Raw genomic sequence first — 17,100 nt, 5'->3', positions numbered from 1 at the left:
TATTTATACAGTGTTTTGTTTCTGGCTGACAATGCCCACCGTTAGCTCGATTTGGATGATTTAACGCGGTTTTAAGTCCGTTGAGCGATTTTGTGCAGTCAGGCGCTGACGAAACTCAGCGTGGTTGCACGCTTCAATGCCCTTGAAGCTGAAAATTAAGACCCCATATAGCGGGACAGAAGCGTGAGTTGAGCTCACGGATGTAATTGAAAGGAGAAATCTATGGCTGACGAACAGAATCTGGATACGCAGACTCAAGATCAGACCGCTGAAGCGGTTTCGGGTGATGACATGTTGGCGCGTGTGCAAGGGCTTGAAGAGCAGCTGGCTGCCGCGCAGGACCAATCCCTGCGAGTTGCTGCGGATCTGCAGAATGTCCGCCGTCGTGCCGAGCAGGATGTAGAAAAGGCTCACAAGTTCGCCCTGGAAAAATTCGCAGGCGATCTGTTACCGATCATCGATAGCCTGGAGCGTGGTCTGGACTTGTCCAGCCCGGACGATGAAAGCATCCGTCCGATGCGCGAAGGTATTGAGATGACGCTGAAAATGTTCCAGGACACCCTGAAGCGTTATCAGTTGGAGTCTATTGATCCACACGGCGAACCGTTCAACGCTGAACACCATCAGGCGATGGCCATGCAGGAAAGTGCAGAGGTCGAACCTAATAGCGTGCTCAAGGTGTTTCAAAAGGGTTATCAGCTCAACGGTCGCCTGCTGCGTCCGGCCATGGTCGTGGTTAGTAAGCCTGTTGCGCCGGTAAGGCCATCGATTGATGAACAGGCTTGAAATCAGCCATCAGGCCCCCATTTAGAAGTCATGCGTTTAAGTGCTACCGCAATTTGTAAACGCAGTTGCGGCAACCAAATCCAAGTTTCAGGAGAAAGTAAACATGGGCAGAATCATCGGTATCGACCTGGGGACCACCAACTCGTGTGTTTCCATTCTCGAAAACGGCAATGTTAAAGTTATTGAAAACGCCGAAGGCGCGCGCACCACGCCTTCTATCGTGGCTTATGCAAACGATGGCGAAATTCTGGTTGGCCAATCCGCCAAGCGTCAGGCAGTGACCAATCCGCACAACACGTTGTATGCAGTAAAGCGTTTGATCGGTCGCCGCTTCGACGAAGAAGTTGTGCAAAAAGACATTCAAATGGTCCCGTACAAGATCGTCAAAGCTGATAACGGCGATGCTTGGGTCGAAGTGAACGGTCAAAAAATGTCGCCTCCTCAGATTTCGGCTGAAATTCTGAAGAAGATGAAGAAAACCGCCGAAGACTACTTGGGCGAAGCAGTGACTGAAGCGGTTATTACCGTGCCGGCTTACTTCAACGACAGCCAGCGTCAGGCGACTAAAGATGCCGGCCGTATTGCGGGTCTGGACGTTAAGCGCATCATCAACGAACCAACCGCAGCCGCTCTGGCTTACGGCATGGACAAAGCGAAGGGCGATCACACCGTCATCGTTTATGACTTGGGCGGCGGTACATTCGACGTTTCGGTTATCGAAATTGCTGAAGTTGATGGCGAGCACCAGTTCGAAGTATTGGCCACCAACGGCGATACGTTCCTGGGTGGTGAAGACTTCGACATTCGTTTGATCGACTACCTCGTTGACGAATTTAAGAAAGAAAGCGGCATGAACCTTAAGGGTGATCCGCTGGCTATGCAGCGCCTGAAAGAAGCTGCTGAAAAAGCCAAAATCGAGCTGTCTTCCAGCCTGCAGACCGACGTTAACCTGCCGTACATCACTGCAGACGCAACCGGTCCTAAGCACTTGAACGTGAAAATCTCTCGCGCCAAGTTGGAAGCACTGGTTGAAGACCTGGTTAAGCGCACGATCGAGCCTTGCCGTATCGCGTTGAAAGACTCGGGCATCGAAGTCGGCAAAATCGACGACGTGATCCTGGTCGGTGGCCAGACACGTATGCCGCTAGTGCAGAAGCTGGTGACTGAGTTCTTCAGCAAAGAAGCGCGTAAAGACGTTAACCCGGACGAAGCGGTTGCAATGGGTGCTGCTATCCAAGGCGCGGTATTGTCTGGCGACGTTAAAGACGTATTGCTGCTGGACGTTAGTCCGCTGACCCTCGGTATCGAAACCATGGGCGGCGTGTTGACTGCGCTGATCGAAAAAAACACCACGATTCCTACCAAGAAATCCCAAGTGTTCTCGACTGCCGATGACAACCAAGGCGCAGTGACCATTCACGTTCTGCAGGGCGAGCGTAAGCAAGCGGCGCAGAACAAATCGTTGGGCAAGTTCGACTTGGCCGACATTCCGCCAGCTCCACGCGGCGTGCCTCAGATCGAAGTCACCTTCGACATCGATGCCAACGGTATCTTGCACGTAGGCGCCAAAGACAAGGCAACGGGCAAAACCCAGTCGATCATCATCAAGGCCAACTCCGGTCTGTCTGAAGAAGAAATTCAACAGATGGTGCGTGATGCTGAAGCCCATGCTGAAGAAGACAACAAGTTCGTTGAGCTGGCCGCTGCCCGCAACCAAGGTGATGCACTGGTCCACTCGACTCGTAAAATGATCGTCGATGCTGGCGAGAAAGTAACTGCGGAAGAAAAAACCGCCATCGAAGCTGCGCTGACTGCTCTGGAAGCTGCCGTTAAAGGCGACGACAAAGCGACCATCGAAGCCAAGGTTGAAGAGTTGTCCAAGTTGACGGCTCCGGTTGCTCAGAAAATGTACGCCGAAGAAGCCGCGAAGCCGCAAGGCGCGGGCGACGCTCACGCTGAAGAGCCTGCAAAAGCCGACGACGTCGTCGATGCAGAGTTCGAAGAAGTGAAAGACCACAAGTAAGCGCAAGCCTACTTGAAAGCCAGTTGACCGCAGTCAGGCGGTCACTGGTAGGATGTCGCCGCGCGGGAGCTTGCTCCCGCGTTGGCGTGTCTGGAATAGACGATTTTTTCAGGCTGGCGGGTTTGACCCGAAAGCCATGCGGCAAAGTCAGACGCTCCTGTGGCTGACCTGTGTTGTCCTTTTTCCCTCGGTAGACGCGTGCGGCCGGCCGGCTGGCCGTTGTGCGAAAAGCCAGGGTGGTTGAATCGACGTGAGTTGGGTCCGGGTCAGTATCGGGCTCAACGAGTTTGGCAAAACTCAGGAGGGTTTTGCCGGACGTCCTCTAGAGTGCGGAAGACTTATGGCAAAGCGTGACTATTACGAGATATTGGGTGTGGAGCGCGGCTCCAGTGAAGCGGACCTGAAAAAGGCTTATCGCCGTCTCGCGATGAAACACCACCCAGACCGCAACCCCGACGACAAAGCGTCCGAAGACATGTTCAAAGAGGCCAATGAGGCCTACGAAGTGCTTTCCGATACCAGCAAGCGCGCGGCTTACGATCAGTATGGTCATGCGGGTGTTGAGTCAGGCGGCGGTGCCGGTTTCGGTGCTGGCGGTGCAAACTTCTCCGATATCTTCGGCGACGTATTCAGTGACTTCTTCGGCGGTGGCCGTGGCGGCGCGCGTGGTGGCGCTCAGCGTGGCAGCGACTTGCGCTACACCCTCGAGCTGAACCTCGAAGAGGCAGTGCGCGGTACTACCGTCAGCATTCGCGTACCTACCTTGGTCAACTGCAAGCCGTGCGACGGTTCGGGAGCCAAAAAAGGTTCTGCGCCGATTACGTGCCCGACGTGCGGTGGTATTGGCCAGGTGCGCATGCAGCAGGGTTTCTTCTCTGTGCAGCAAACCTGCCCGCGTTGCCACGGGCACGGCAAGATCATTTCCGACCCGTGCGAGTCGTGCAAAGGCGAAGGCCGAGTTGAAGAATACAAAACACTGTCGGTGAAAGTGCCGCCTGGCGTGGATACCGGCGATCGCATTCGTCTGTCGGGTGAAGGTGAGGCAGGCACCCAAGGCGGGCCGACCGGTGATCTGTACGTTGTAATCAATGTGCGCGAACACGCGATCTTCCAGCGTGACGGCAAGCATCTTTTCTGTGAAGTGCCTATCAGCTTCGCCGATGCCGCATTGGGCGGTGAGTTGGAAGTGCCGACGCTGGACGGTCGGGTCAAACTGAAAATCCCGGAAGGTACGCAGACCGGTAAACAGTTCCGCTTGAAAGGCAAAGGTGTAGCCCCGGTACGTGGCGGCGGCGCAGGCGACTTGATGTGCCGTGTTGCAGTCGAAACCCCGGTCAACCTGGGCCGACGTCAGCGTGAGTTGCTCGAAGAGTTCCGTGCAACCCTTGAGGGCGATAGTTCGCATTCACCTAAAGCCAGTGGCTGGTTTGAAGGTGTTAAGCGTTTCTTCGGCGATTTGTAAGGGCTACCAAGAGGGTTGGGCATGCGACGTATTGCAGTTATGGGCGCCGCTGGGCGCATGGGTAAAACCCTGATTGAAGCCGTTCAGCAAGCGCCTGGCGCAGGTTTGACGGCGGCGGTCGACCGTCCAGACAGCTCGTTGGTGGGCGCGGATGCAGGCGAACTTGCCGCGTTGGGTCGGATCGGTGTTCAGTTATCGGGTGATTTGGCCAAAGTGGCTGACGAGTTCGATGTGCTGATCGACTTTACCCACCCGTCGGTGACCCTGAAAAACCTGGCGTTTTGCCGCAAGGCAGGCAAAGCCATGGTTATCGGCACCACCGGATTCACGCTGGAAGAGAAGCAGCGTCTGGCTGAGGCGGGGAAGGATATCCCCATCGTGTTTGCAGCCAACTTCAGCGTCGGCGTCAATTTGTGCCTGAAACTCCTGGATACGGCTGCTCGAGTGCTGGGTGATGATGTTGATATCGAAATCATCGAGGCGCATCACCGGCACAAGGTCGATGCCCCTTCAGGTACCGCGCTGCGCATGGGTGAAGTCATCGCCAGTGCGTTGGGTCGAGACTTGGAGAAGGTTGCGGTTTATGGTCGTGAAGGCCAGACCGGCGCGCGTGATCGCCAAAGCATTGGCTTTGCGACCATTCGCGCCGGCGACATCGTAGGTGATCACACGGTGTTGTTCGCGGCAGACGGAGAGCGCGTGGAAATCACGCACAAGGCGTCGAGTCGCATGACCTTTGCCAAGGGCGCCGTTCGTGCCGCCCTGTGGCTCAACGATCAACCGCCTGGTCTGTATGACATGCAAGACGTGCTGGATCTGCGTTAATTATTCTTGAGGCAGCGAAAATCTGGTGGGAGCGAACTTGTTCGCGAAAGCAGCGGCGCGGTGTTGCAGTTGAACCGACTCGTTAGATTTGCGAACAAGTTCGCCCCCACATAAAGATTTTTGCCGGCTCGCAGAAAGTTCGGCCGATGTTTTTCATGGGTTTTGGCCCCGTTTTTACCCGCCTTGCGCTGTTCCGTCGTATTCCCCTGTCTTTCAGACTCATTGGCGGTAGACCAAAACACCTCTTTTCTGTAACCTACAGCTTTAGTGTGTCCACTAAAAGCGCGCAGATAATTCGAGAAGAAGCGGGGTGACGTGTCTACGTCATTCCGCTTTTTTACAACCTGCGAACGCCCTTTCAGGCTTTATTTACCGGGAGGTCTTCTTGACTAAGCCAGCCATACTCGCCCTTGCTGATGGCAGCATTTTTCGCGGCGAAGCCATTGGAGCCGACGGTCAAACCGTTGGTGAGGTGGTGTTTAACACCGCAATGACCGGTTATCAGGAAATTCTTACCGATCCTTCCTATGCCCAACAGATTGTTACCCTGACTTACCCGCACATCGGCAACACCGGTACGACGCCGGAAGATGCCGAGTCTGACCGCGTTTGGTCGGCCGGGTTGGTTATCCGCGATTTGCCGCTGGTAGCGAGCAACTGGCGCAACACGATGTCCCTGGATGACTACCTGAAATCCAATAACGTGGTGGCGATTGCCGGTATCGACACCCGTCGCCTGACCCGCATCCTGCGTGAGAAAGGCGCACAAAACGGCTGCATCATGGCTGGCGACAACATTTCCGAAGAGGCTGCGATCGAAGCCGCACGCGGCTTCCCAGGCCTGAAAGGCATGGATCTGGCGAAAGTGGTCAGCGTTAAAGAAAGCTACGAGTGGCGTTCGGGGGTCTGGAATCTGGCGACTGACAGCCACCCAGAGATCGCTGCCGCTGATCTGCCTTACCACGTAGTGGCGTTTGACTACGGCATCAAGCTGAACATTCTACGTATGTTGGTTGATCGTGGTTGCCGCGTCACGGTGGTCCCGGCGCAAACCCCGGCCAGCGACGTGTTGGCGCTCAGTCCCGACGGGATCTTCCTGTCCAACGGACCTGGCGATCCTGAGCCGTGCGATTACGCGATCAAGGCTATCCAGGAGCTGCTGGAAACCGAGACGCCGATCTTCGGTATCTGCCTGGGTCACCAGTTGCTGGCACTCGCTTCCGGCGCCAAGACCCTGAAAATGGATCACGGCCACCACGGCGCGAACCACCCGGTCCAGGATTTGGACACCGGTGTCGTCATGATCACCAGCCAGAACCACGGTTTTACCGTCGACGAAAGCACCTTGCCGAGCAACGTGCGCGTGACTCACAAGTCGCTGTTCGATGGCACCTTGCAAGGCATCGAGCGTACCGACAAGTCCGCGTTCAGCTTCCAGGGTCACCCTGAAGCGAGCCCGGGACCTACCGACGTTGCACCCCTGTTTGATCGCTTTATCGACGCTATGGCCAAGCGGCGCTAACCGGCTGACTTGAGATTTAGCACGCAGAGGGTTGGGCTGAGCCCAGACGAAAGTGTCTGGCTGATCCGCCCAACGCCCTGAGACAAATGTTCAAGACGGCTTGCCGACTGACCCAAGGATTTGAGTGACAACCCCATGCCAAAACGTACAGATATAAAAACCATCCTGATTCTCGGCGCCGGTCCCATCGTGATCGGCCAGGCCTGTGAATTCGACTACTCCGGCGCCCAGGCCTGCAAAGCCCTGCGCGAAGAGGGTTATCGCGTGGTTCTGGTGAACTCCAACCCAGCCACCATCATGACCGACCCGTCGATGGCCGACGCGACCTACATCGAGCCGATCAAGTGGCAGACGGTTGCCAAGATCATCGAGAAAGAGCGTCCAGACGCTCTGCTGCCAACCATGGGCGGCCAGACGGCATTGAACTGCGCACTGGACCTGGAGCGCGAAGGCGTTCTGGAGAAGTTCGGTGTTGAGATGATCGGCGCCAACGCCGACACCATCGACAAAGCTGAAGACCGTTCGCGCTTCGACAAGGCGATGAAGTCCATCGGCCTCGACTGCCCGCGTTCCGGCATCGCCCATACCCTTGAAGAAGCGTACGTTGTGCTGGAGAAGCTGGGCTTCCCCTGCATCATCCGCCCATCGTTCACCATGGGCGGCACCGGTGGCGGTATCGCGTACAACCGCGAAGAGTTCGAAGAAATCTGTACACGCGGTCTCGACCTGTCACCGACCAAAGAGCTGCTGATCGATGAGTCGCTGATTGGCTGGAAAGAGTACGAGATGGAAGTGGTCCGCGACAAAAAGGACAACTGCATCATCGTCTGCTCCATCGAAAACTTTGACCCGATGGGCGTCCACACCGGCGACTCCATCACTGTTGCGCCAGCTCAAACGCTGACCGACAAGGAATACCAGATCATGCGTAACGCCTCGTTGGCGGTACTGCGTGAAATCGGCGTTGAAACCGGCGGCTCCAATGTCCAGTTCGGCATCTGCCCTGACACTGGTCGTATGGTTGTGATCGAGATGAACCCGCGGGTTTCTCGCTCCTCGGCCCTGGCCTCCAAAGCCACCGGCTTCCCGATTGCTCGGGTCGCAGCCAAGCTAGCCATCGGTTACACCCTCGACGAATTGCAGAACGAAATCACCGGTGGCAAGACCCCGGCATCGTTCGAGCCATCGATCGATTACGTCGTGACCAAATTGCCACGCTTTGCCTTCGAGAAGTTTCCGAAGGCTGACGCTCGTCTGACCACGCAAATGAAGTCGGTCGGCGAAGTCATGGCCATCGGCCGGACCTTCCAGGAGTCCCTGCAGAAAGCCTTGCGCGGTCTGGAAGTGGGCGTCAACGGTCTGGACCCTAAGCTGGACCTGACCAACCCGGAAAGCATGACCGTGCTCAAGCGCGAACTCACCGTGCCGGGCGCCGAACGCATCTGGTATGTGGCAGACGCCTTCCGTGCCGGTATGACGGTTGACCAGATCTACAGCATGAACATGATCGATCGCTGGTTCCTGGTGCAGATCGAAGACCTGATCAAAGAAGAAGCCAAAATCAAAACCTTGGGTCTGGCGACGATTGATCGCGACCTGATGTTCCGCCTCAAGCGCAAAGGTTTCTCTGACGGTCGTCTGGCCACGCTGCTGGGTGTTACTGAGAAAAACCTGCGGCGTCATCGTCACAAGCTCGAGATATTCCCGGTCTACAAGCGCGTTGACACCTGCGCGGCCGAGTTCGCGACAGACACTGCTTACCTGTACTCGACCTACGAGGAAGAGTGCGAAGCCAATCCTTCGACCCGCGACAAGATCATGATTTTGGGCGGCGGTCCTAACCGTATCGGTCAAGGCATCGAATTCGATTATTGCTGTGTCCACGCGGCACTGGCACTGCGCGAAGACGGGTACGAGACCATCATGGTCAACTGCAACCCGGAAACTGTGTCCACTGACTTCGACACCTCGGACCGTCTGTACTTCGAGCCTGTCACCCTGGAAGACGTGCTGGAAATCGTCCGCGTCGAGAAGCCTAAAGGCGTTATCGTCCAGTACGGTGGTCAGACCCCATTGAAGCTGGCCCGTGCGTTGGAAGAAGCGGGCGTGCCGATCATCGGCACCAGCCCTGACGCCATCGACCGTGCGGAAGATCGTGAACGCTTCCAACAAATGGTCGAGCGCCTGAACCTTCGTCAGCCGCCAAACGCGACTGTGCGCAGCGAAGAAGAAGCGATTCGTGCCGCCGGCAAGATTGGTTACCCGCTCGTCGTGCGTCCGTCCTACGTATTGGGCGGCCGAGCGATGGAAATCGTCTACGAAGAAGACGAATTGAAACGTTACCTTCGCGATGCAGTAAGCGTGTCCAACGACAGCCCTGTGCTGCTGGACCACTTCCTCAACTGCGCCATCGAAATGGATGTCGATGCAGTTTGCGATGGTACCGATGTTGTGATCGGCGCCATCATGCAGCACATCGAACAAGCCGGCGTTCACTCCGGTGACTCCGCCTGCTCGCTGCCTCCGTACTCGCTGCCTGCGCATATCCAGGACGAGATGCGTGAGCAGGTCAAGAAAATGGCCCTCGAACTGGGTGTGGTCGGTTTGATGAACGTACAGTTGGCGCTGCAAGGCGAAGACATCTACGTCATCGAAGTCAACCCGCGCGCGTCGCGTACCGTGCCGTTCGTATCGAAGTGCATCGGCGTTTCGCTGGCAATGATCGCTGCACGGGTCATGGCTGGTAAGACGTTGAAGGAAATTGGTTTCACCAAAGAAATCATTCCGAACTTCTATAGCGTGAAAGAAGCCGTTTTCCCTTTCGCCAAGTTCCCCGGCGTTGACCCTATCCTTGGCCCAGAGATGAAGTCTACCGGCGAAGTGATGGGCGTGGGCGACACCTTTGGCGAAGCATTTGCCAAGGCCCAAATGGGCGCCAGTGAAGTATTGCCGGTCGGCGGTACTGCGTTTATCAGCGTCCGTGACGACGACAAGCCTTTGGTGGCTGGCGTCGCACGCGACCTGATCAAGCTCGGCTTCAAAATCGTTGCAACCGCGGGCACGGCTAAAGTCATCGAGGCGGCAGGTTTGGAAGTGCGCCGTGTGAACAAGGTGACCGAAGGTCGTCCGCACATTGTCGACATGATCAAAAATGACGAAGTCACGCTGATCATCAACACCACTGAAGGCCGTCAATCGATCGCTGATTCTTACTCCATTCGTCGAAACGCCTTGCAGCACAAGATTTACTGCACGACGACCATCGCTGCGGGCGAGGCTATCTGTGAAGCGCTCAAGTTCGGTCCAGAGAAGACCGTGCGTCGCTTGCAGGATCTACATGCAGGATTGAACGTATGACTAAATACCCAATGACCGTCGAGGGCGCGCGCGCTCTCGAAGAGGAATTACATCACCTGACCAAGGTGATTCGTCCCAAGCTTAGCCAGGACATCGGCACTGCTCGAGAGCTGGGCGACCTCAAGGAAAACGCTGAGTACCATGCCGCTCGTGAGCAGCAGGGCATGGTTGAAGCACGTGTTCGTGATATCGAAGGTCGTCTGCAGAACGCAGTCGTCATCGATGTGAAAACCATTGCCCACACCGGCAAGGTGATCTTCGGCACGACCGTAGAAATTGCAAACGTAGAAACTGACGAGCGTGTGCGCTATCAGATCGTCGGCGAAGACGAAGCTGATATCAAACAGGGCAAGCTATCGGTGGGCTCGCCTATCGCTCGCGCCTTGATTGCCAAGGAAGAGGGTGATGTGGTCATCGTCAAGACGCCGGGTGGCGTGATTGAGTACGAGATTGTCGAAGTCAGTCACCTTTAACCGCGGTCGCCCGCTACGTGCGGGCGCAATCATCTGGCAAGTCGCTCAAACGCTCTGGGTGGGCGGTCTTGTACTGCTGCATCTAGCGATGTTGACGGTGCTTGATCAGGCAGGGCTGGCGCCGTTACTGATTGATGAGGTTGCAAATCTGTCGGGAGCGTTGCTGGTAGGTTTCGCGGCTTTTTGCGCGGCGTTGCAGATGATTGTGCTGGTACAGGTCGAGCGCCTGTCAAGTCTTTGGCTTGATGTGCGCGGGCAATTGTTGGTGATTGCGACCTTGGCTTCAGCCAGCCATTACGTGCTGTATCGATGGTTGCCGGACGCTGTGCGTTGGCAATTGTTGAGTTACCTGGTGTTAGCGTTGTCCGGTCTACTGCTGGTTATTCAGCCGATACCGGGTGAAAGTGGCAGGGCGCACAATGCACGCCCTTGACCTCTTATACAGTTATACGGCGCGGTGTACGTTGGACAGTAGCTTGTTTACCTTGGCGTTCTTGCGATAAATCAACGCCATTTTACCGATGATTTGTACTAGGTCTGCCTTGCCGACTTTGCATAACTCTGCAATGAGCGCCAGGCGGCTTTCGCGGTCGAGGATGTTGAGCTTGATTTTAATCAGCTCGTGATCGCTCAATGCGCGTTCTAGTTCGGCTACAACACCTTCAGTCAAACCATTGTCAGCCACAGTCAATACCGGTTTCAGATGGTGACCAATAGATTTGTACTGTTTCTTCTGCTCTTGAGTGAGCGGCATAATCTGACCCCTGCGTCTGATCTTGTAAAAAGCGGCGGCCAGTTTACCCGAGCGAGTCCGGGACCGCCCAGTTAATCACGACTCGTTTATTTTTTGAGGTGGCCCGTGGCCCGTTCCAAAACAAGCCATAACTGGTTGAGAGAACACTTCGATGACCATTACGTCAAAATGGCGCAAAAAGATGGCTACCGTTCGCGCGCCAGTTACAAGCTGCTAGAGATCCAGGAGAAGGACCGACTGATCCGTCCGGGAATGACCGTAATCGACCTCGGTGCTGCGCCTGGTGGTTGGTCGCAAGTCACCAGTCGTCTGATCGGTGGTCAGGGGCGTTTGATCGCTTCGGACATTCTTGAGATGGACAGCATCCCGGATGTGACCTTTATTCAAGGTGACTTCACCGAGGATGTTGTGCTGGCACAAATCCTCGAAGCGGTCGGTAATACACAAGTAGACCTTGTGATTTCCGATATGGCCCCCAATATGAGTGGACTGGCTGCTGTTGACATGCCGCGCGCGATGTTTTTATGCGAGTTGGCGCTTGATTTAGCTGGTCGGGTCTTGCGCCCAGGTGGCGATTTCCTGGTCAAGGTTTTCCAGGGCGATGGTTTCGACGTGTTCCACAAGTCGGTTCGCCAAGTGTTTGACAAGGTCCAGATGCGCAAGCCGGCGGCTTCCCGTGATCGGTCCCGTGAGCAGTACTTGTTGGGTCGTGGATTCCGCGGCATTAAAGGGGCTGAAAGCGATGAGCGGCTTTGATGTAGAGGCGATAGCTTTTATTTAATAGCCTGTCAGCGAAGCATAAACGAACATCGTGTAGTCAAAGTTTCACAAAGGGTTACAGACGGCGCCTGCAACACCCGCAGGTAATGTAGTAAGTTAGGCCGGTGAAATCATGCGAGGCACGCTCCTGCGTGGAGCTTGCTTCAGAGGGTAGCTAATTGAACGATATGGCAAAGAATCTGATCCTGTGGTTGATCATCGCCGCTGTCCTCGTGACAGTGATGAACAACTTCTCCAGTCCAAACGAGCCGCAAACCCTCAATTATTCCGAGTTCATCCAGCAGGTTAAGGATGGCAAGGTCGAGAAGGTTGCCGTAGACGGCTACGTCATCACCGGTAAACGCGCTGATGGCGACACCTTCAAGACCATTCGTCCTGCAATTCAGGACAACGGCCTGATTGGTGACTTGGTTGATAACAACGTGGTTATCGAAGGTAAGCAGCCAGAGCAGCAGAGCATTTGGACTCAGCTATTGGTAGCAAGCTTCCCGATCCTGGTGATCATCGCCGTCTTCATGTTCTTCATGCGGCAGATGCAGGGTGGTGCTGGCGGTAAAGGCGGGCCGATGAGCTTCGGTAAGAGTAAGGCACGACTGCTCTCCGAAGATCAGGTCAAGACCACGCTGGGCGATGTTGCCGGTTGCGATGAAGCCAAAGAAGAAGTTGGCGAGCTGGTTGAATTCCTTCGCGATCCGGGCAAGTTCCAACGTCTGGGCGGACGAATTCCTCGTGGCGTATTGATGGTCGGACCTCCGGGTACCGGTAAAACCTTGCTCGCCAAGGCAATCGCCGGCGAAGCCAAGGTGCCGTTCTTCACCATTTCCGGTTCTGATTTCGTTGAAATGTTCGTGGGTGTCGGCGCAAGTCGTGTCCGTGACATGTTTGAACAAGCCAAGAAGCATGCGCCGTGCATCATCTTCATCGATGAAATCGACGCAGTCGGTCGGCATCGTGGTGCAGGCATGGGCGGTGGTCATGACGAGCGCGAACAAACACTTAACCAGTTGCTGGTTGAGATGGACGGCTTTGAAGTGAATGACGGCATCATCGTCATTGCTGCCACAAACCGTCCTGACGTACTTGACCCGGCTTTGCTGCGTCCAGGCCGTTTCGACCGTCAAGTTGTGGTTGGACTACCCGATATTCGCGGTCGCGAACAAATTCTCAAAGTTCACATGCGTAAAGTGCCCATGGGCGAAGACGTCAACCCAGGTGTGATCGCCCGTGGTACGCCAGGCTTCTCCGGTGCTGACTTGGCCAACCTGGTCAACGAAGCGTCGCTGTTCGCTGCTCGCACCGGTAAACGCATCGTTGAGATGAAAGAGTTCGAACTGGCCAAAGACAAGATCATGATGGGCGCCGAGCGCAAGTCCATGGTCATGTCCGAGAAAGAAAAGCGTAATACCGCGTATCACGAAGCGGGTCACGCAATTGTTGGTCGAGTCGTGCCTGAGCATGATCCGGTCTACAAGGTGTCGATTATCCCTCGTGGTCGGGCGCTGGGTGTAACGATGTTCCTGCCTGAGGAAGATCGCTACAGCCTGTCCAAGCGCGCGCTGATCAGCCAGATTTGTTCGCTTTATGGCGGGCGTATCGCTGAAGAGATGACGTTGGGTTTTGACGGTGTTACTACCGGTGCATCTAACGACATCATGCGGGCCAGTCAAATTGCCCGGAACATGGTCACCAAATGGGGCCTGTCCGAGAAGCTAGGCCCGTTGATGTATGCCGAAGATGAAAATGATATGTACTTGGGTCGAGGCGGTGGTGGTCAGAACTCTAGCGTCTCAGCCGAGACTGCAAGACTTATCGATTCGGAAGTTCGTAGCATCATTGATCAGTGCTACGGCTCGGCCAAGCAGATCTTGACCGATCACCGTGACAAGCTGGACGCCATGGCTGATGCGTTGATGAAGTATGAAACCATCGATGCGGAACAGATCGACGACATCATGGCGGGTCGTGCTCCTCGCGAACCTCGTGATTGGGGTCAGGGCGGCTCGGGTACTGGTACTCCGGTAGCTCCGCTGGACCCGCGTCCAGAAGCGCCTATCGGCGGTCCTGCTGCTGAACTCTAAGGTCTGACATGACTTCTGCGCTGTACCCAACCCGGTTGCCTTGCGGCAATCGGGTTCTTGATTTAGCCCATACGCATGTTATGGGCATCCTGAATGTCACTCCTGACTCCTTCTCCGATGGCGGTCGTTTCAGTCATCGCGATGCCGCGTTGCGCCATGCCCAAGCAATGGTCACGGCGGGTGCGACGCTTATTGATGTGGGTGGTGAGTCCACTCGGCCTGGCGCGCGAGTGGTATCCCCGCTTGAAGAGCTTGAGCGAATTGCACCGGTGGTCGAACTTATAAGTCGAGAGCTGGATGTGATTATATCGGTCGATACCTCCACTCCTGCGGTGATTAGGGAAACGGCTCGCTTGGGTGCCGGACTCATCAACGACGTCCGCTCGTTGCGTCGAGACGGTGCTTTGGATGCTGCGGCTGCTACCGGTTTGCCTGTGTGCCTGATGCACATGCGCGGTGAGCCGGGGGATATGCAGGACAATCCTCGGTATCAGGACCTTATGGCTGAAGTGCGGAGCTTTCTGGTCGAGCGGATGGAGCAGTGTGCAGGGGCTGGAATTCCTCATGAGCGAATCATTCTTGACCCGGGTTTTGGCTTCGCAAAAAATCTCCAGCACAACCTGAGCTTGTTTAAGCATATGGAAGATTTGCATGCCCTGGGAAGGCCGTTGTTAGTCGGCGTGTCGCGCAAGAGCATGATCGGGCAGGCCCTTGGGCGCCCTGTCACAGAACGACTTTCTGGTGGCTTGGCCTTGGCCGCGATGGCCATGATCAAGGGTGCGCGCATTTTGCGTGTGCACGATGTTGCCGAAACCATCGACGTGGTGCGCATGATTGCCGCTGTCGAGTCGGCTGAATAAGAATGAGGGAGCATCTATGACTAGAAAATATTTTGGTACCGACGGTATTCGTGGTCGAGTAGGTCAGTTCCCGATCACTCCGGAGTTCATGCTTAAACTCGGTTGGGCTGTCGGGATCGCGTTTCGCCGACTAGGTGCTTGCAGGGTTTTGGTGGGTAAAGACACGCGAATCTCAGGCTATATGTTCGAATCAGCGCTGGAAGCCGGTCTTTCTGCTGCAGGCGCAGACGTCATGCTGCTAGGGCCTATGCCTACGCCGGCGATCGCCTATCTGACCCGAACCTTTCACGCCGAAGCGGGCATCGTGATCAGCGCTTCGCACAACCCGCATCATGATAACGGGATCAAGTTTTTCTCCGGTCTGGGCGCCAAGCTTCCAGACGAAGTAGAAATGATGATCGAGGAACTGCTCGACACGCCGATGACGGTAGTGGAGTCGGATAAGCTTGGCAAAGTGTCACGCATCAACGACGCCGCGGGTCGTTATATCGAATTTTGCAAAAGCAGCGTTCCGACCAGTACCGATTTCGCCGGCCTGAAATTGGTGATCGACTGCGCGCACGGTGCTACCTACAAAGTCGCCCCCAATGTATTTCGCGAGTTGGGCGCTCAGGTCACGGTACTGTCTGCGCAACCCAATGGTCTGAACATCAATGACAACTGTGGTTCGACCCATATGGGTAACCTGCAAGCCGCAGTGCTGGCCGAACAGGCTGATCTCGGGATCGGCTTCGACGGTGACGGCGATCGAGTCTTGATGGTTGATCACACGGGTGCGCTTGTTGAAGGTGATGACCTTTTGTTTATCATTGCCCGTGATTTGCAGGAGCGAGGCAAACTGCAAGGTGGTGTGGTTGGCACCTTGATGACCAATCTGGGTGTTGAACTCGCTTTTGCCGAGCTTGATATTCCTTTCGTCCGTGCAAGTGTCGGTGACCGTTACGTGACCGCTGAGCTGCTCGAGCGTAACTGGCAGTTGGGTGGTGAAAATTCGGGGCATATCGTTTGCTTCCAGCACACGACGACGGGCGATGCGATTATTGCCGCACTCCAAGTGCTGCTGGCCTTGCGTCGTCGCGGTGAAAGCCTGGCGCTGGCGCGTCAATCGTTGCGCAAGTGCCCTCAGGTGCTGGTCAACGTGCGCTATGCCGGTGACATCGACCCTGTTGAGCATCCGGCCGTCAAAGAGGCATGTCAGCGCGTTACGGCCGCCATGGGAGGTCGTGGCCGTGTGCTATTGCGTAAGTCTGGCACTGAGCCGTTGGTGCGCGTAATGGTTGAAGGTGACGATGAGGTGATGGTTCATAGATATGCGGATGAGCTGGTAAAACTGGTTACTGAAGTTTGCGCCTGATTTCGGCTTGCCAGTGTTGTTGCGGTTGGGTAACATCTGCGCCCACTTTGACCGACGAGGTATAGCATGCGTCGCATTATGGTAGCCGGTAACTGGAAAATGCACGGTACCCGCGCCAGCGTCGCTGAGCTGACCAAAGGCCTTCGTAATCTGGTCTTGCCGAGCGGTGTTGATGTAGCGGTTTTTCCGCCTTTTTTGTACGTGAATCAAGTGATTGACGGGCTAAGTGGCAAGGCAATCGCTGTGGGTGCGCAAAACTCAGCGGCAGAATCATCGCAAGGTGCTCTGACCGGTGAAATTGCACCGAGTCAGCTGGCTGATGCGGGTTGTACGTTGGTGTTGATCGGACACTCCGAGCGCCGCCAGATAATGGGCGAGCATGACGAGTTGCTTAATCGCAAGTTTGCGGCTGCTCAGGCGTGTGGTTTGACGCCAGTGCTGTGTGTGGGGGAAACCCTTGAACAGCGCGAGGCGGGCAAGACGCTTGAAGTGGTAGGACGTCAGCTCGGTAGCATCATCGAAGAGCTGGGTGTCGGTGCTTTTGTAAATGCAGTCATCGCTTACGAGCCAGTCTGGGCTATAGGCACCGGGTTGACTGCATCGCCCCAACAGGCGCAGGAAGTGCACGCAGCCATTCGTGCGCAGTTGGCGGCAGAGAATGCTGAAGTCGCGCAAGGTGTGCGACTTCTTTATGGCGGCAGCGTGAAGGCGGCCAATGCGGCTGAACTGTTCGGCATGCCGGATATCGATGGGGGGCTCATTGGTGGAGCGTCCCTGAATGCAGATGAGTTCGGTGCGATCTGTCGCGCCGCGGGAAACTGAAAAA

Annotated in this window: 14 protein-coding genes; 13 read left to right on the top strand and 1 reads right to left on the bottom strand. The window is 55.7% G+C overall.

The features are described from left to right. The first annotated feature begins 222 nt into the window (after nt 1–222). From grpE to RHM59_RS12660, 8 genes are all read left to right on the top strand, one after another. Nucleotides 223–786 carry a nucleotide exchange factor GrpE gene (gene grpE / locus RHM59_RS12695; RefSeq protein WP_322167614.1) on the top strand — a complete coding sequence of 188 codons (564 nt, stop codon included), beginning with the start codon at nt 223–225 and terminating at the stop codon, nt 784–786. A 103-nt stretch (nt 787–889) separates the two neighbouring features. Beyond that, nucleotides 890–2,809 carry a molecular chaperone DnaK gene (gene dnaK, locus RHM59_RS12690; RefSeq protein WP_322167615.1) on the top strand — a complete coding sequence of 640 codons (1,920 nt, stop codon included), beginning with the start codon at nt 890–892 and terminating at the stop codon, nt 2,807–2,809. Nucleotides 2,810–3,149: 340 nt separating this feature from the next. Then, nucleotides 3,150–4,271, top strand: coding sequence for a molecular chaperone DnaJ (gene dnaJ / locus RHM59_RS12685; RefSeq protein ID WP_322167616.1), 1,122 nt, complete (start codon nt 3,150–3,152; stop codon nt 4,269–4,271). Nucleotides 4,272–4,292: 21 nt separating this feature from the next. After that, nucleotides 4,293–5,096, top strand: a complete 804-nt coding sequence (gene dapB, locus RHM59_RS12680) for a 4-hydroxy-tetrahydrodipicolinate reductase (protein ID WP_322224156.1) — start codon at nt 4,293–4,295, stop codon at nt 5,094–5,096. A 385-nt stretch (nt 5,097–5,481) separates the two neighbouring features. Then, nucleotides 5,482–6,618 (top strand): glutamine-hydrolyzing carbamoyl-phosphate synthase small subunit, encoded by a 1,137-nt coding sequence (gene carA, locus RHM59_RS12675; protein WP_322167618.1) that lies wholly within the window; start codon nt 5,482–5,484, stop codon nt 6,616–6,618. Between the two features lie 135 nt (nt 6,619–6,753). Then, the gene (gene carB / locus RHM59_RS12670) at nt 6,754–9,975 is read left to right on the top strand and encodes a carbamoyl-phosphate synthase large subunit (RefSeq protein WP_322167619.1); all 3,222 of its coding nucleotides are present in this window, start codon (nt 6,754–6,756) and stop codon (nt 9,973–9,975) included. Further along, entirely contained in the window at nt 9,972–10,448 is a 477-nt protein-coding gene (gene greA, locus RHM59_RS12665) for a transcription elongation factor GreA (RefSeq protein ID WP_299833840.1), read from the top strand. The genes carB and greA overlap by 4 nt, the downstream gene beginning before the upstream one ends. Nucleotides 10,449–10,476: 28 nt before the next feature. Beyond that, nucleotides 10,477–10,881: an MFS transporter gene (locus tag RHM59_RS12660; protein WP_416194782.1), complete on the top strand. Its 405-nt coding sequence runs from the start codon at nt 10,477–10,479 to the stop codon at nt 10,879–10,881. 12 nt (nt 10,882–10,893) lie between these two features. Here the strand turns inward: RHM59_RS12660 and RHM59_RS12655 are convergent, their stop codons facing one another. Then, entirely contained in the window at nt 10,894–11,202 is a 309-nt protein-coding gene (locus RHM59_RS12655) for a YhbY family RNA-binding protein (RefSeq protein WP_322167621.1), read from the bottom strand. Nucleotides 11,203–11,307: 105 nt separating this feature from the next. Between RHM59_RS12655 and rlmE the strand changes: the two genes are divergently transcribed. The 5 genes from rlmE (at nt 11,308) to tpiA (ending at nt 17,096) form a co-directional block, all read left to right on the top strand. Further along, entirely contained in the window at nt 11,308–11,958 is a 651-nt protein-coding gene (rlmE, locus tag RHM59_RS12650) for a 23S rRNA (uridine(2552)-2'-O)-methyltransferase RlmE (protein ID WP_322167622.1), read from the top strand. A 191-nt stretch (nt 11,959–12,149) separates the two neighbouring features. Next, on the top strand, nt 12,150–14,060 hold the full coding sequence (gene ftsH, locus RHM59_RS12645; protein WP_322167623.1) for an ATP-dependent zinc metalloprotease FtsH: 1,911 nt from the start codon (nt 12,150–12,152) through the stop codon (nt 14,058–14,060). An 8-nt stretch (nt 14,061–14,068) separates the two neighbouring features. After that, nucleotides 14,069–14,920, top strand: a complete 852-nt coding sequence (folP, locus tag RHM59_RS12640) for a dihydropteroate synthase (protein WP_322224154.1) — start codon at nt 14,069–14,071, stop codon at nt 14,918–14,920. Between the two features lie 16 nt (nt 14,921–14,936). Further along, the gene (gene glmM, locus RHM59_RS12635) at nt 14,937–16,274 is read left to right on the top strand and encodes a phosphoglucosamine mutase (protein WP_322167625.1); all 1,338 of its coding nucleotides are present in this window, start codon (nt 14,937–14,939) and stop codon (nt 16,272–16,274) included. A 66-nt stretch (nt 16,275–16,340) separates the two neighbouring features. Next, the gene (gene tpiA / locus RHM59_RS12630; protein ID WP_322167626.1) at nt 16,341–17,096 is read left to right on the top strand and encodes a triose-phosphate isomerase; all 756 of its coding nucleotides are present in this window, start codon (nt 16,341–16,343) and stop codon (nt 17,094–17,096) included. The last annotated feature ends 4 nt before the right edge of the window (nt 17,097–17,100 follow it).

Source organism: Pseudomonas sp. MH10 (genome assembly GCF_034353045.1).
Taxonomy (GTDB): Bacteria; Pseudomonadota; Gammaproteobacteria; order Pseudomonadales; family Pseudomonadaceae; genus Aquipseudomonas.
Note: the sequence above shows the minus strand (reverse complement) of the source record. Positions and strands in the feature narration are given on the sequence as shown.